This window comes from Erwinia sp. LJJL01, assembly GCF_047300805.2.
Taxonomy (GTDB): domain Bacteria; phylum Pseudomonadota; class Gammaproteobacteria; order Enterobacterales; family Enterobacteriaceae; genus Erwinia; species Erwinia aphidicola.
In genome coordinates this window covers 86,720-101,239 of record NZ_CP178576.1, presented here as the reverse complement: position 1 = coordinate 101,239, position 14,520 = coordinate 86,720, and the positions used below count along the sequence as shown (strand labels likewise).

At 48.5% G+C, this 14,520-nt stretch carries 16 protein-coding genes; 9 read left to right on the top strand and 7 right to left on the bottom strand.

Annotated elements, in window-relative coordinates:
- Positions 1-11 precede the first annotated feature (11 nt).
- The 9 genes from ACLI4M_RS01390 to wzzB all read left to right on the top strand — a co-directional run bounded on the left by ACLI4M_RS01390 (position 12) and on the right by wzzB (position 8,298).
- Positions 12-500, top strand: coding sequence for an EpsG family protein (locus tag ACLI4M_RS01390; RefSeq protein ID WP_413449770.1), 489 nt, complete (start codon positions 12-14; stop codon positions 498-500).
- A complete protein-coding gene (locus tag ACLI4M_RS01385; protein WP_413449805.1) occupies positions 460-1,182 on the top strand; it encodes an EpsG family protein in 723 nt (240 codons plus the stop codon). Before ACLI4M_RS01390 ends, ACLI4M_RS01385 begins: the two co-directional genes overlap by 41 nt.
- Before the next feature lie 8 nt (positions 1,183-1,190).
- A complete protein-coding gene (locus ACLI4M_RS01380; protein ID WP_133623303.1) occupies positions 1,191-2,282 on the top strand; it encodes a glycosyltransferase family 4 protein in 1,092 nt (363 codons plus the stop codon).
- Positions 2,283-2,290: 8 nt separating this feature from the next.
- Positions 2,291-3,376, top strand: coding sequence for a glycosyltransferase (locus ACLI4M_RS01375; protein WP_133623304.1), 1,086 nt, complete (start codon positions 2,291-2,293; stop codon positions 3,374-3,376).
- Between the two features lie 7 nt (positions 3,377-3,383).
- Positions 3,384-4,514, top strand: coding sequence for a glycosyltransferase family 4 protein (locus ACLI4M_RS01370; RefSeq protein WP_133623305.1), 1,131 nt, complete (start codon positions 3,384-3,386; stop codon positions 4,512-4,514).
- 2 nt (positions 4,515-4,516) lie between these two features.
- Positions 4,517-5,527: a UDP-glucose 4-epimerase GalE gene (gene galE, locus ACLI4M_RS01365; protein ID WP_133623306.1), complete on the top strand. Its 1,011-nt coding sequence runs from the start codon at positions 4,517-4,519 to the stop codon at positions 5,525-5,527.
- A 202-nt stretch (positions 5,528-5,729) separates the two neighbouring features.
- Positions 5,730-5,963, top strand: coding sequence for an NAD(P)-binding domain-containing protein (locus ACLI4M_RS01360; RefSeq protein WP_413449769.1), 234 nt, complete (start codon positions 5,730-5,732; stop codon positions 5,961-5,963).
- Positions 5,911-7,137, top strand: a complete 1,227-nt coding sequence (gndA, locus tag ACLI4M_RS01355; RefSeq protein WP_413449768.1) for an NADP-dependent phosphogluconate dehydrogenase — start codon at positions 5,911-5,913, stop codon at positions 7,135-7,137. Before ACLI4M_RS01360 ends, gndA begins: the two co-directional genes overlap by 53 nt.
- Positions 7,138-7,284: 147 nt before the next feature.
- Entirely contained in the window at positions 7,285-8,298 is a 1,014-nt protein-coding gene (wzzB, locus tag ACLI4M_RS01350) for an LPS O-antigen chain length determinant protein WzzB (protein WP_133623308.1), read from the top strand.
- A gap of 67 nt (positions 8,299-8,365) precedes the next feature.
- On the opposite strand, the gene hisIE is transcribed toward wzzB, so the two are convergent.
- Genes hisIE through hisD form a run of 7 tightly spaced genes read right to left on the bottom strand, consistent with a single transcriptional unit; the run spans position 8,366 to position 14,516 of the window.
- The gene (gene hisIE / locus ACLI4M_RS01345; RefSeq protein WP_133623309.1) at positions 8,366-8,977 is read right to left on the bottom strand and encodes a bifunctional phosphoribosyl-AMP cyclohydrolase/phosphoribosyl-ATP diphosphatase HisIE; all 612 of its coding nucleotides are present in this window, start codon (positions 8,975-8,977) and stop codon (positions 8,366-8,368) included.
- Positions 8,971-9,747: an imidazole glycerol phosphate synthase subunit HisF gene (gene hisF, locus ACLI4M_RS01340; protein WP_133623310.1), complete on the bottom strand. Its 777-nt coding sequence runs from the start codon at positions 9,745-9,747 to the stop codon at positions 8,971-8,973. Before hisF ends, hisIE begins: the two co-directional genes overlap by 7 nt.
- Complete coding sequence (hisA, locus tag ACLI4M_RS01335) at positions 9,729-10,466, bottom strand: 1-(5-phosphoribosyl)-5-[(5-phosphoribosylamino)methylideneamino]imidazole-4-carboxamide isomerase (RefSeq protein WP_133623311.1); 738 nt, start codon at positions 10,464-10,466, stop codon at positions 9,729-9,731. The genes hisF and hisA overlap by 19 nt, the downstream gene beginning before the upstream one ends.
- 3 nt (positions 10,467-10,469) lie before the next feature.
- Complete coding sequence (hisH, locus tag ACLI4M_RS01330; protein ID WP_099754653.1) at positions 10,470-11,060, bottom strand: imidazole glycerol phosphate synthase subunit HisH; 591 nt, start codon at positions 11,058-11,060, stop codon at positions 10,470-10,472.
- On the bottom strand, positions 11,060-12,124 hold the full coding sequence (gene hisB / locus ACLI4M_RS01325; protein ID WP_133623312.1) for a bifunctional histidinol-phosphatase/imidazoleglycerol-phosphate dehydratase HisB: 1,065 nt from the start codon (positions 12,122-12,124) through the stop codon (positions 11,060-11,062). The genes hisH and hisB overlap by 1 nt, the downstream gene beginning before the upstream one ends.
- Positions 12,121-13,212: a histidinol-phosphate transaminase gene (hisC, locus tag ACLI4M_RS01320; RefSeq protein ID WP_133623313.1), complete on the bottom strand. Its 1,092-nt coding sequence runs from the start codon at positions 13,210-13,212 to the stop codon at positions 12,121-12,123. Before hisC ends, hisB begins: the two co-directional genes overlap by 4 nt.
- Complete coding sequence (gene hisD, locus ACLI4M_RS01315; protein WP_099754651.1) at positions 13,209-14,516, bottom strand: histidinol dehydrogenase; 1,308 nt, start codon at positions 14,514-14,516, stop codon at positions 13,209-13,211. The genes hisC and hisD overlap by 4 nt, the downstream gene beginning before the upstream one ends.
- Positions 14,517-14,520: the final 4 nt, after the last annotated feature.

The following is a 14,520-nucleotide window of genomic DNA, read 5'->3' as shown; positions in this document are numbered from 1 at the left end:
TAGAGGTTATCATGTACTGGATTATTTCGGCCTTTATATTGGCAGTGACCTCTCTTCTGGAACGAGGTGTTTATAAGCGAGTTGCTTATCAATTCTCATTATTCGTTCTGTTTGTAATAATATCAGGTTCTTACTTCAATGGTATTGATTGGATAAACTATAATAAGCACTATCAAGAAATTTATAATAACGGGTTCCCAGTGGATTTTTTACCGTATGAACCCGGCTTTGTTCTAATAATGTATATTATAGGATCATTATTCAGAATTAATAATTTCCATGTAGTCATTCTAGTTATCACATTTTTTTTTGTAATCAGCTTTGCAAAGTTTATAAAAAATACTAATATGCGGTTTAACCGTTCGTTATTAATGCTTATGATGGTTCTTTTTTTGCTTCCATTATTTAATGATGCTATACGTCAACTTGCTGCGCTGACTATAATGCTACCTGTTTTAGCTGAATCTGAACAATTCCTCAACCAAGAAAATTTTTTTTAGTTGTGTTCTTGCAGCAACATTCCATTTATCCAGCATTTTGATATTACCTATAATATTTCTAATAAAACAAGGTTTGACCCAACACAAAATTGTTAAATACAGTTTATATTCTGTGCTGTTAATACTATTATTATCTTCTATGCCCTTCATTTCGTCAGCAATAGGTGGTTTTTTACCAAGTCTAATTCAGGCTAAGCTTACAACTTATGTAGAAAAGATGAGTAGTGAAATTAAACTCGGCTTTTTCATGATAACTGATATAATAGCCATTTTAATGATCTATTTATTATCTCGGCTCAAATCCTTTCATACTAACCAGAAACTAAACATATTGCTTTCAAGTGTATTTTACTTTTTCTTGCTACACTTTGTTTTTTATTTTGCCCCATTTTTACAAAGGCTTCTTTATTATATTTTTCCATTAGTTAGCGTTTGTGGATTAGTCGTTTTTAATGCTAGTAACTTAATAAAGTTGAGTAACATCGTACTGCCTTATCTAATTGTTATTTCTATAGCCGTTTTCTATAGAAATATAACAAATCCATACTATACTTATGATTTCTATCAGCCAAAGTTCTTTTATGCTGAACTCATTTCCGGTAGTTTTGTTAATCTGCCTCAACTTAAAAAAGGCAAGTGCGACGTTATTCAACAATTTGATCCGAATTTTTGCCCAGAGTAAATATTAAGATGAAGTTATTACTATTAACAGACGAGTTATACCCTTATCATTTAGGCGGCGCTGGTGTTGTTGCACAGCAAATCTATGGTGATCTACAACGGCAGAACATTGAGTGCTATGTTTTTTGTTCTAATCCCAAAGTAAAATGGCTTAAAAATTTATATTCACTAATATGGCCATTCTTTTATATACCAGTCTTGGTGCATATTCTATTCAAAAATTACGATCTAATTGTTGTTAATGATTTACGATCTGCATACATATTGGGTTTGGCAAATTCAAAAAAAATTATGCGCAAAAGTGTATATATAGTTCATGGTACAGAAGTAGATATTGTTTATAATGATTGCACAAGAAAAAATAAGTTTATTGGAATGAGATTCTTCTATTCCAGGTTTGTTAAAGCTTGTAAAAAAATAGTTTTCGTTAGTCATTTTGTTAAAGATAGAACAATTAATTCATTTCATAATGAAAAGATCGATACCGCTAAGGCAATTGTAAGCTATGCAGGACTTAGTTATGACTTTATTACTGTGGCAAAAAAAACATTTACATCATTAAATCATGAAATTACTACTAATTCTGATATTACTAAGCTTGTTTCTTTCTCACGGATTGAGAAAAGAAAAGGTTATGAGGATATGGTTAAAATTTACTTAGAAGCCCTAAAGTTAAATCCGCTTATTTCTTGGGATGTTTATGGAGAAGGAAGTTTTAAAAGTGAGTTGGTTAAAATTGTAAACAGTCTTGGATTAGATAAAACAATAAATTTTCATCCAAAATTAGATAGGTTGTCCATGGTAGAAGTTATAAACTTCAACAAATACGATGCTTTTTGGTTATTACCTAACGAGCCTGAAGCTTTTGGGTTAACATTTATAGAAAGTTCAGCACTCGGCGTTCCGGTTATCGGCCCATCTAGGTATGGAATTATAGAGGCGATTACCGTTGGTAAGAATGGTTTTTATTTTAGTAATGTTGAAACCCTACTTTCTGATTTAAAAACCATTAAAGAATGTAAGGGGAAATTTGCAATCAGTGCTTCTGAATACGCTTATCTTTTTAATTCAGAAAAATTTGTTACCGATTTGATAAACTAGGAATTTTCGTGAACATTACTTATGTTATAACTGGCTTAAAAATGGGAGGTGCTGAAAAACAAGTATGCCTTCTCGCCGATAAAATGTCAGAATTAGGACATGATATCGTGCTTGTATCTTTATTGGACAATCCAATTGTATTGCCGAAGCAGAGAAATGTTAGAGTTTACGAATTGGGCATGAAAAAGAACCCACTATCGATATTTGTTTGCTATTTGAAATTATGTAAAATAATAAAAAATAATAATCCAGACGTAGTGCATAGCCACTTATTTCATGCAAACATTATGTGCCGCTTAACTAGATTGTTCGTGAGTATTAAAAAGTTAATTTGCTCTGCTCACAGTAGGCATGAAGGTGGCCGCATAAGGATGATGCTTTACAGAATTACTGATTTTCTCGCTAATATTACAACAAATGTTAGTCAGGATGCGGTTGATGAGGCTGTTAAAAGAAGAGCAGTTCCAAAAAACAAGATTAAACTTGTTTATAACGGTATTGACACTACATCAATAAAAAAGATACAAAATGCCAAATTAACTATCTATAGTGAATTAAATCTTAAAGAAGATGTTAGGTTGCTTCTAGCAGTTGGACGCTTCACTACAGCCAAAGATTACCCTAATTTGCTTCACGCGTTAAAAATTATTAATGCTGAGAATTTATCAGTTCATCTTATTATTGCAGGTCATGGAGAATTATTTGATGAGGTCAAGGAGTTGTCAAAAGAACTAAAGTTGAATAATAATGTTCACTTTCTTGGACTACGACACGACATTCCTCTTTTAATTAGTGCAGCTGATTTGTTCGTATTGTCATCAGCGTGGGAGGGTTTGCCATTAGTTGTCGGCGAAGCTATGGCATGTGAAACATTTGTGGTAACTACAAACTGTGGTGGAGTGGGAGAGATATTAGGAGATACGGGGATAATCGTGCCCGTAAAATCACCCCAGCCCCTTGCTGAAGGGATTAAATCAGCTTTGAAAATGGACGAAAATGAATTGAGTATTCACTCCTTTGCAGCTAGAAAAAGGGTTGATGATATTTTTTCGATAAATAACATAGTAACAAAATGGATTGAAATTTATCACTGAGTTCAATATGAAATTACATACTGTGGCAATTACGGCTAACACAAGCTGGTATATTTACAACTTTAGAAAAAATACTATTAAGGCACTATTAAATAGTGATTATAAAGTAGTGATACTATCACCAAGTGATGAATATTCTGATAAACTGATCGAGTTAGGTTGTGATCATTTCAACATTATGATCGATAAGGGAGGGACTAATCCAGTCAAGGATCTCTTAACTTTCTATTTTTTTTATACTTTATATCGGAGGTTGGGGGTTTCAGTTGTTTTAAACTTTACTCCTAAAAATAACATTTACAGCACACTTGCAGCAAAGTTAAATAAAATAAAAGTTATTAACAATATCGCAGGTTTAGGTGCTGTATTTATAAAGAACGATCTTTTAACTAAGTTTGTTAAGTTTTTATATAAGTTTAGTCAGTCGAAGGCTGATTTTGTTTTCTTCCAAAACCAGGAAGACTATAAACTGTTTCAGGATTCGCATATTGTTTTGAAAAACTCGGCCGTATTGCCAGGTTCTGGAGTGGACCTTGACAGGTTTGCTTTATCTGTTGCTCCAGATGACGGTAATGTTGTATTCAGCTTGGTCGCACGTATGCTTATTGATAAAGGTGTTTACGAATATGCCGAAGCAGCAAAAACATTAAAAAGAAAGTATGGTGATTCTGTCAAATTTCAATTAATTGGTTTCCTGGATGAAAGTAATTCGAGGTCGGTTTCTAAACAAAAAGTTGATGCATGGGTTCAGGATGGCTTTATCCAATACTTGGGTAAGACTGACAATGTTGAATTTATTTTAAAATCGACTGATTGCATAGTTTTGCCTTCTTTCTATCGTGAGGGAGTTCCTAAATCTTTACTTGAAGGTGCTGCTATGGGTAAACCCATTGTCACTACCAATAATGTTGGATGTAGGGATACAGTAGATGATGGTGTTAATGGTTACTTATGCAAACCCGGTTCTGCTGACGATTTGACTTTTAAAATGGAAGCTATTATTAATCTAAGCCACTCTGAAAGGATTGCGATGGGAATAAAGGGGCGTGAGAAGGTGACAGCACAATTCGATGAAAGAATTGTTATTGATAATTATCTGGTTCAAATAAAAAATCTCTTAAAAAATACTTGGGAGTAGTTATGGCTTTATTGGTTACGGGTGGCGCCGGATATATTGGGTCTCACACTATCGCGGCACTCTCCAAGGATTTTCATGATATTCATGTGATAGACAACTTTATAAATTCTTCGCGAAAAGTTAAATCTCGGTTAAAGACTATTACTGGAAAAGACTTTGACTTTTATGATGTTGATATTTGTGATTTTCCCTCATTACGAAATTTTTTTATTGAAAAAAACATCACAAGTATAATCCATTTCGCTGGTTTAAAATCGGTCTCACAATCAACGCTACAACCATTAGAGTATTACAATTCTAATCTTGTGGGTACATTAAATTTGATGCGCTGCATGACAGAGTTTAAAGTTAAAAAAATAATATTTAGCTCTTCTGCCACTGTTTATGGTGATCCTGAATATATCCCATTAGATGAAAATGCAAAGTCCGGTGGTACTACAAACCCTTACGGGACAAGCAAGTTTTTTTGTGAGCGGGTACTCTTTGATTATCAGAAGGCAAACCCCGATGTAACTGTAATCAATCTCAGATACTTTAATCCCGTTGGCGCACATCCTTCAGGTCTAATCGGAGAAAGTCCCGTTGGTATCCCTAATAACCTAGTTCCATTTATCTATCAAGTCGCAGTAGGAAAATTAAAATATTTGAATATTTACGGTTCAGATTATCCAACTATTGATGGTACAGGCGTACGCGACTTTATTCATGTTATGGATTTAGCAGAAGGTCATGTGGCTGCGTTAAAGCATTGCAATGTCGGTGGCTTTTTTTGCTTTAATTTAGGTACTGGTAAAGCTTATTCTGTTTTAGAAGTAGTTGACTGCTTCGAAAAAATAACTGGAAAAAAGCTACCTGTAAAATTTGTTGAGCGCAGAGTTGGTGATGTTGCTGAATGTTGGTCAAATCCAGCCAAAGCTAATTCTGTTTTAGATTGGACTGCTAAAAGAGATTTGCACGCAATGATCGCTGATGGTTGGAACTGGCAAGTTAAGAATCCTTTTGGATATGAATAACCATTAGATATACCTATTTGTATTGATTTTATTCATACCCCTACTTTTCAAGATGCTTCTGGATAAATAAACACCAATTTGTAAGTGGTCATTTTCTATCGCATCAATCGCTATCATATTTGTAATTATCTGAGTTAATATCTTCCTACGCTTAGAACGGCAGATTAGTACTGCCAAAGCTTTTCAACAGACAGGAGTAGGTATGTCCAAGCAACAGATCGGCGTTGTAGGTATGGCTGTGATGGGCCGTAATCTGGCACTCAACATTGAGAGCCGTGGCTACACAGTTTCTATCTTCAACCGCTCGCGTGAAAAAACCGATGAAGTCGTGGCAGAGAACCCAGGTAAGAAACTGGTTCCGCACTACAGCATCGAAGAGTTTGTTGACTCTCTGGAAAAACCTCGTCGTATCCTTTCTGATGGTGCAGGCCGGTGAAGCCACCGACAAAACCATCGCCTCCCTGACTCCGCACCTCGATAAAGGTGACATCCTGATTGATGGTGGTAACACCTTCTATAAAGACACCATTCGCCGTAACCGCGAACTGTCTGAGCAGGGCTTCAACTTCATCGGCACCGGCGTGTCCGGTGGCGAGGAGGGCGCTCTGAAAGGTCCTTCCATCATGCCTGGTGGTCAGAAAGAAGCTTACGAGCTGGTTGCGCCAATCCTGACCGAGATCGCGGCGGTTGCAGAAGGTGAAGCCTGCGTCGCTTACATGGGGCCGGACGGTGCTGGTCACTATGTGAAAATGGTGCACAACGGTATTGAGTACGGCGACATGCAGCTGATTGCTGAAGCCTACTCACTGCTGAAAGGTGCGCTGAACCTGAGCAACGAAGAGTTGGCTAAGACCTTCAGCGAGTGGAACGAAGGCGAGCTGAGCAGCTACCTGATCGACATCACCAAAGATATCTTCACCAAGAAAGATGAAGAAGGTAACTACCTGGTTGATGTGATTCTGGATGAAGCCGCGAATAAAGGGACCGGTAAGTGGACCAGCCAGAGCTCTCTGGACCTTGGCGAGCCGCTGTCGCTGATCACCGAGTCCGTATTCGCTCGTTACCTCTCTTCCCTGAAAACCCAGCGCGTTGCGGCTTCCAAAGTACTGAGCGGTCCGAAAGTTCAGGCGGTAAGCGGTGATAAAGCGGAGTTCGTTGAGAAGGTACGTCGCGCCCTGTATCTGGGTAAAATCGTCTCTTACGCTCAGGGCTTCTCCCAGCTGAAAGCGGCGTCTACCGAGAACAACTGGAACCTGCACTACGGTGAGATTGCTAAGATCTTCCGTGCGGGCTGCATCATCCGTGCCCAGTTCCTGCAGAAAATCACCGATGCTTATGCTGAAGATGCGGACATCGCGAACCTGCTGCTGGCGCCGTACTTCAAGAACATCGCGGATGAGTACCAGCAGGCACTGCGTGACGTGGTAGCTTATGCTGTGCAGAACGGTATCCCGACTCCGACCTTCTCTGCGGCTATCGCTTACTATGACAGCTACCGTTCAGCGGTACTGCCGGCAAACCTGATCCAGGCGCAGCGTGACTACTTCGGTGCGCATACTTATAAGCGTACTGATAAAGACGGTGTGTTCCACACTGAGTGGCTCGATTAAGTTTTGCTCTAACCTCCCGCAATGCGGGAGGTTTCTTACCTCGTTTTAAGAATCTATCCATAGCGTTTCCCGCCAAACTCCTCTACATTTAGTCAGCTATCGCCTGAGTTTTATCTTATTTTCTTTTGCGCAGAGTTTACTGATTATATGAACCCCGATAATAAAAATGTTGAGCTGTCCTCGCGTCACCAGAACTTTTCCAACACAGCCGATGAAATCGATTTACTGGAAGTTATTGCTCAGCTATGGAACGGCAAAAAAACCATTATCATCAGTGTGATCGTGGCCATGGTGCTGGCAGGCATCTACCTGTTTGTCGCGAAAGAAAAATGGACCTCCACCGCCATTGTTGCTACTCCAACGTCAGGTATGATTGCTAACTACAACGCCTCTCTCAGCGTGCTGTATACGCAAACGCCAGGTGATAAACCGTCACTTCCCGATCTGCAAAACCAGTTCTTCGGTCGCTTTGCTGCATCTATGGCGGCGCTGTCATCAGCGTTGCGTAATCTGGAAGAACCCCAGATGCTGAAAGTGGATCAGGTGGTGAAGGGCAGTAATGACCAGCTCAGCATTGCTTACACCGCGCCCACTGCCAAAGATGCACAGGCGCAGCTGACCAAGTATATCGAGCAGATCAACGATAAAATCGTCGACGGCTACACCGCCGATCTTCGCCGTACGCTGAGTGTGAAAACCAATGAGCTTTCCAGCGCGCTGGATACGCTGAAGCAGGTGGCGATCGATAAAAAACAGCAGCGTATGGACGCCATCAAACAGGCGCTGACGATTGCAGAAGCCTCCGGGGTGAAGAGTGCACAGCTGAATCAGGCTGAACGTCTCTCTGACGATACCCTCTACCTGCTGGGCAGCAGCGCACTGCAGTCAATGATTCAGAACGAGGCGACTAAACCATTAGTGTACGATCAGTCTTATTACGACACGCAGAGCGCTTTGCTGGCCGTGACGCATATGAAAATAGACCTGTCGCATCTGCAGTCGTACCGATACATCTCTACCGCCGATTTGCCTATCCGCCGCGATAGCCCGAAAAAGACGCTGGTGATGCTGCTGGCGATTATTCTTGGTGGGGTAGTGGGTTCAGCGATAGTGATTGGCCGCAATGTCAGCGCCAGCTATCGCTTGCGAAAAAGCAGCTAACTCTTAAATATCTAACAGAAGGCCGGGAATTCCCGGCCTTTTTTATTAGCGTCAGAACTGCGGCAGCCTACTTATGGCGCTGGCGCAGGTTCTCAATTACCGTCGACAGGTTAAGATCCTGGTCCTGCAGCAGCACCAGAAGATGATAGACCAGGTCCGACGCTTCGTTGGTCAGCTCGTGGCGATCGTTGACGGTGGCGGCCAGCGCAACCTCAACGCCTTCCTCACCGACTTTCTGCGCAATGCGCTTAGTGCCGCTGGCATACAGGCTGGCGGTATAGGAGCTTTTCGGGTCGGCGTGCTTGCGCTCTGCCAGCAGCTGCTCCAGCTGATAGAGGAATGTCCAGTCAGCAGCGGCAGGTGAGAAGCAGCTCGACGTACCGAGGTGGCAGGTTGGGCCAACCGGGTTGACCAGCACCAGCAGCGTGTCGTTATCGCAGTCGGGGGTGATGCTGACCACGTTGAGGAAGTGCTCTGAAGTTTCCCCCTTGGTCCACAGGCGCTGCTTAGTGCGCGACCAGAAGGTCACCTTACCCGTTGCCAGCGTCTTATCCAGCGCTTGCTGGTTCATATAGCCGTGCATCAGCACTTCGCCAGAAACGGCGTGCTGGACTATGGCCGGCATCATACCGTCGGTTTTTACCCAGTCCAGCTGGGCGAGCTGTTGTTCTGTTAACACGCGCGAATCTCCACACCTTTTTCAATCAGGAACGTTTTCAGTTCGCCGATATTAATAATCTGTTTATGGAACACCGAGGCGGCCAGCGCGCCATCAACGTCGGCATCACGGAAGGCTTGATGGAAATGTTCCATGGTGCCCGCGCCGCCGGAAGCAATCAGCGGCACCTTACAGCGCGCGCGCACCTTTTGCAGCTGTACCAGGTCGTAGCCGTTACGCACGCCGTCCTGGTTCATCATGTTGAGGACGATCTCGCCCGCGCCGCGCTTCTGTACTTCGTCCACCCAGTCGAGGGTTTCCCAGCTGGTTACTTTGGTGCGGCTCTCATCGCCGGTGTACTGATTAACGTGGTATTTGCCGCTTTCGCTGTCGTACCAGGTATCGATGCCCACCACGATGCACTGCACGCCAAAGCGATCCGCCAGGCGGGTGATCAGCTCCGGGTCGGCAAGCGCCGGGGAGTTGATGGAGATCTTATCCGCGCCGTAGGAGAGCAGCAGGGCGGCATCTTCCACCGACCTGATACCGCCCGCCACGCAGAACGGGATATCAATCACTTCTGCCACGCGCGAGATCCAGCTTTTGTCCACCACGCGGCCATCGCTGGAGGCGGTAATATCGTAAAACACCAGCTCGTCGGCGCCTTCCTGGGCATAGCGCTGTGCCAGCGGCACGATGTCGCCGATGATCTCGTGGTTGCGGAACTGCACGCCTTTGACCACCTGGCCGTCACGCACGTCAAGGCAGGGGATTATCCGTTTTGCCAGCATGAAATCGCCTCCGATACGGTAAATTTATCTTCCAGCAGGGCGCGACCGACAATCACCCCCTGTGCGCCGCAGCCGCGCAGGGCCGCAATATCATCCAGCGAGCCGATGCCGCCGGAGGACTGGAAGGCAATCTGCGGATAGCGCGCGGAAACTTCACGATACAGCGCAACGTTAGAGCCGCTCAGCGTGCCATCGCGGGAAATATCGGTGCACAGCACGTGCTTCAGGCCGAACGGCAGAAACTGTTCGATCACTTCTTCCAGCGTGATGCCGCTGGCTTCCTGCCAGCCGCTGATCGCCACTTCTTTGCGGTTATCCGCATCAATGCGCACGTCCAGCGCCAGTACAATCGCTTCCGCGCCGTACTGCTTAAACCACTGCTGCACCTCTTGCGGCTGTTTCACCGCGGTAGAACCTACTACCACGCGGGTGGCGCCAGCTTTCAGCAGGGCTTCCACATCTTCCTTAGTGCGAATGCCGCCGCCAACCTGCACCGGCACGGAGACGCCTGCCAGTAGCTTGGTGAGCAGGGGGATCTGGCGCGCAGCCGGATCTTTCGCACCGGTCAGGTCAACCAGGTGCAGCACTTCTGCGCCCTGGGCCTGATAATCCTGCAGGCGCGGCAGCGGGTCGCTTCCGTAGTCGCGCTGCTGGCCGTAATCGCCCTGATGCAGGCGCACTACCTTGCCATCAATTAAATCTAACGCCGGGATAATCATCCGTTACATCTCCAGGAAATTTTTCAACAGCTGCGCGCCAGCGGCACCGGAACGCTCCGGGTGGAACTGCACGCCGAAGAAGTTATCTTTCTGTACCGCGGCGGTAAACGCTGCGCCGTAGTGACACTGCGCAATGGTGAACTCATTCACCGGCATGGCGTAGCCGTGCACAAAGTAGAAGTAGGCGCCGTCGTCGATGCCGCGAAACAGATGGTTGCCCGCCTGCGAGGCAATCTGGTTCCAGCCCATATGCGGCAGCGGCAGGCCGAGATCCTGCATACGCTCAACCGGGTGTTCAATAATATTCAGCGTAGAGATGCCGCCGCTCTCGTCGCTCTGTGAGCCGAGCAGCTGCATGCCAAGGCAGATACCCAGCACGGGCTGGGTACAGGCTTTGATCAGCTCAATCAGCTCGCGCTCGCGCAGCTGGTCCATCGCCGCCTGCGCGGTGCCGACGCCCGGCAAAAACAGCTTGTCGGCATTCAGGACGATATCGGCTTCCTTACTGACCTGCGGCTGGTAGCCAAGGCGCTGCACCGCCCACTTCACTGAAGAGAGGTTGGCGCAGCCGGTATCGAGGATCACCACATCCATCACAGCACTCCTTTCGAGCTTGGCAGGGTATTGCCTTCCACGCGGATCGCCTGGCGCAGCGTGCGGCCAAAGGCTTTAAACAGGCTTTCAACGCGGTGATGGTCGTTTTTGCCTTTGGTGCGCAGGTGCAGGGTGCTGGCCATGGTGTAAGAGAGCGAGCTGAAGAAGTGCTCGACCATCTCGGTGCTCAGGTCCCCCACGCGCTGATAGCTGAACTCAGCTTTATATTCGAGGTGCGGGCGGCCGGAGATATCCAGCGCGCAGCGTGCCAGGCACTCGTCCATTGGCAGGACAAAGCCGAAACGGCCAATGCCGCGTTTGTCGCCCAGCGCCTTCAGCAGCGCTTCGCCCAGCGCCAGACCGGTATCTTCCACGGTGTGATGGTCGTCAATGTACAGGTCGCCCTTCACATCAATGTTCATACGGAAGCCGCCGTGGGTAGAGATCTGGTCGAGCATATGATCGAAGAAGCCGACGCCGGTGTTGATTTTGCTTTCGCCTTCGCGATCCAGCCACACTTCAACCTTAATCTGCGTCTCTTTGGTGTTGCGCTGCACCAGCGCATAGCGGTCGCGCTTGGTCAGCTGCTGCTCGATAGCGTTCCAGTTAAGCTCCTTTCCGTACAGCAGACCGGTAATGCCCATATTCTGCGCCAGCTGCACGTCGGTAGCGCGGTCGCCAATCACATAGCTGTTGGCGGTATCAATTGCCCCTTCGGCCAGCCAGGCTTCCACCATTTTGGTTTTCGGCTTGCGGCAGTCGCAGTTATCTTCCGGCAGATGCGGGCAGATTAGGATGTCGTCGAACTTCACGCCCTGGGAGCTGAGGATCTGCATCATCAGGTTATGTGGGCCGTCGAAATCCGCCTGCGGGAAGCTGCGGGTGCCCAGACCATCCTGATTGGTGATCATCACCAGCTGATAGCCCGCTTTTTGTAACGACAGCAGGGCCGGGATCACGTCCGGCTCGAAGGCCAGTTTGTCCATGCGGTCGACCTGATAATCTTGCGGCGGCTCAGAAATAAGGGTGCCATCGCGATCGATAAAGAGGACTTTCTGACTCATGCTTGCTCCTGAGAAACGGGTGAACCGGGTAATGATTTTAATGCGGCAACGGCGCGCTGACACTCTTCACGGGTGCCGATGGAGATGCGCAGGCAGCCGGCCAGGCCGGGCTGCTTATTCTGGTCACGCAGAATAATGCCCTGGTCCCACAGCGTTTTAAACACCTGACTGGAGGCGGTAAAGCGCGCCAGAATATAGTTAGTGTCGCTCTCATACACCTGCTCAACGCAGTCGAGGCTGCGCAGGTCGGCAATCAGCTGTTCGCGGGTGGCGATCAGCTCGGCGACGTGCTGGCGCATCAGGGCAATACCCTGGTCGCTTAAGGCCTGACCGGCGATATCGGCGACAGGGGTAGAGAGCGGATACGGCGCGATCACCTTCATCAGCAGCGCGATCACCTCGGCGCTGGCGAGGGTGAAGCCGCAGCGCAGCCCGGCGAGCGCGAAGGCTTTTGACAGCGTGCGCAGGATAACCAGGTGCGGGAAATCCTTCAGCCAGCCGGCGAGTGACGCCTGCGGGCAGAACTCGATATAGGCTTCATCCGCCACCACCAGCGCTTTGCCCCGGGTCATCTCCAGCAGCTGACGCAGGTCTTCCGGGTTGATGAGGTTACCGGTTGGGTTGTTTGGGCTGCAAACGTACACCAGCTTCACCCCGTCCAGCTGGTCGGCAATCGCCGGCAGGTTCAACTGCCAGTCTTCACCTGCTTCCACCGTGCGATATTCAATGCCGATGGTTTCCGCGCTGACGCTGTACATACCGTAGGTCGGCGGGCAGAACAGTACCGCGTCCTGGCCCGGCTCGCAGAAGGCGCGCATCAGCAGTTCGATACCTTCATCCGCGCCGCGGCTCACCAGCACCTGCTCAGGCGTCAGTCCGGCATAGGCGGCGTAGCGTTCAATCACCAACTTTGGCTGGCATTCCGGGTAGCGGTTCAGCGTCTGCTGGCTGAGCTCAAACGGCACGGCCAGCGGATATTCATTGGCGTTCAGCCACACGTCGCCGTTACCGCCAAGGCGGCGCGCAGACTGGTAAGGGGTGAGGGCGCGCACGTTAGCGCGGGCCAGGTCCTGAATTGTGCTGCTCATGGCTTCTCCTTCAGTGCGGCCACGCGCAGGGTGACGGCATTTTTGTGGGCGGTTAACTGTTCGGCCGCGGCCAGCGTCTCAATGGTGGCGGCCAGCCCCATAAAGCCGGCAGGCGTCAGCTCCTGCACCGTCATCCGCTTCTGGAAATCAGCCAGCCCCAGGCTTGAGCAGGTGGCGGTATAGCCATAGGTCGGCAGCACGTGGTTGGTGCCGGAGGCATAGTCGCCAGCGGACTCCGGTGACCAGTCACCAAGAAATACCGAACCGGCGCTGGTAATGCTGTCGACCAGGTCCCGCGCGCGGCGCGTCTGAATAATCAGATGCTCCGGGCCGTAGCGGTTGCTGATCTCGACGCACTGCTGCAGATCGCGTGCCACAATCAGGCGGCTGCTCTCCAGCGCTTTCGCCGCGGTGGCGGCGCGTGGCAGTTCGGCCAGCTGGCGTTCGACGGCCTGCGCTACTGCTTCTGCCATCGGCAGCGAAGGGGTCAGCAGGATCACCTGTGAATCAGGGCCGTGCTCGGCCTGTGACAGCAGGTCGGAAGCGACGAAGTCCGGCGTGGCGCCCTCATCGGCTATCACCAGCACTTCGGAAGGCCCTGCCGGCATATCAATTGCTGCACCGTCCAGGCGCTGGCTGACCTGGCGTTTGGCCTCGGTCACATACGCATTGCCCGGGCCAAAGATTTTGTCGACCTTCGGCACTGATTCAGTGCCGAGGGCGAGGGCGGCAATCGCCTGCGCCCCGCCAACCTGAAACACTTCCTGCACGCCGCACAGCTTAGCGGCATAGAGAATTTCATCGGCAATCGGCGGAGGCGAGCACAGCACCACGCGGCCACATCCGGCAATGCGTGCCGGGGTTGCCAGCATCAGCACGGTGGAGAAGAGCGGGGCAGAACCGCCGGGAATATAGAGCCCGACAGAGGCCACCGGGCGCGTAATCTGCTGGCAGCGCACGCCCGGCTGCGTTTCAATATCAACCGCTGGCAGCATCTGCGCCACGTGGAATTTATCGATGTTGGCGACCGCGACGGCCATCGCCTGTTTGATCTCATCACCCAGTCGCGCGCAGGCATCGGCAATCTGCTGCTCGCTGACGCGCAGGGCATCCACCTGAGTTTTATCGAAGGTCGCGCTGTAGTAGCGCAGCGCGTCGTCGCCCTCGGCTTTTACCTTTTCAAGAATGCCACGCACGGTGGCAGTAATGCTTTCAGAGGCAGAGATCGCCGGGCGCATCAGCAGCGCCTGCTGCTCTTCCGCGCTGCACTGCTGCCAGCTAATGGGGGTCATCAGGGTCGCCATCGAA

Coding starts and splice junctions, on each gene's coding strand:
- ACLI4M_RS01380 (WP_133623303.1), top strand. CDS start 1,191: ATGAAGTTATTACTATTAACAGACGAGTTATACCCTTATCATTTAGGC.
- hisA (WP_133623311.1), bottom strand. CDS start 10,466: ATGATTATCCCGGCGTTAGATTTAATTGATGGCAAGGTAGTGCGCCTG.
- hisB (WP_133623312.1), bottom strand. CDS start 12,124: ATGAGTCAGAAAGTCCTCTTTATCGATCGCGATGGCACCCTTATTTCT.
- ACLI4M_RS01370 (WP_133623305.1), top strand. CDS start 3,384: ATGAAATTACATACTGTGGCAATTACGGCTAACACAAGCTGGTATATT.
- wzzB (WP_133623308.1), top strand. CDS start 7,285: ATGAACCCCGATAATAAAAATGTTGAGCTGTCCTCGCGTCACCAGAAC.
- galE (WP_133623306.1), top strand. CDS start 4,517: ATGGCTTTATTGGTTACGGGTGGCGCCGGATATATTGGGTCTCACACT.
- hisH (WP_099754653.1), bottom strand. CDS start 11,060: ATGGATGTGGTGATCCTCGATACCGGCTGCGCCAACCTCTCTTCAGTG.
- hisD (WP_099754651.1), bottom strand. CDS start 14,516: ATGGCGACCCTGATGACCCCCATTAGCTGGCAGCAGTGCAGCGCGGAA.
- hisC (WP_133623313.1), bottom strand. CDS start 13,212: ATGAGCAGCACAATTCAGGACCTGGCCCGCGCTAACGTGCGCGCCCTC.
- hisF (WP_133623310.1), bottom strand. CDS start 9,747: ATGCTGGCAAAACGGATAATCCCCTGCCTTGACGTGCGTGACGGCCAG.
- ACLI4M_RS01360 (WP_413449769.1), top strand. CDS start 5,730: ATGTCCAAGCAACAGATCGGCGTTGTAGGTATGGCTGTGATGGGCCGT.
- ACLI4M_RS01390 (WP_413449770.1), top strand. CDS start 12: ATGTACTGGATTATTTCGGCCTTTATATTGGCAGTGACCTCTCTTCTG.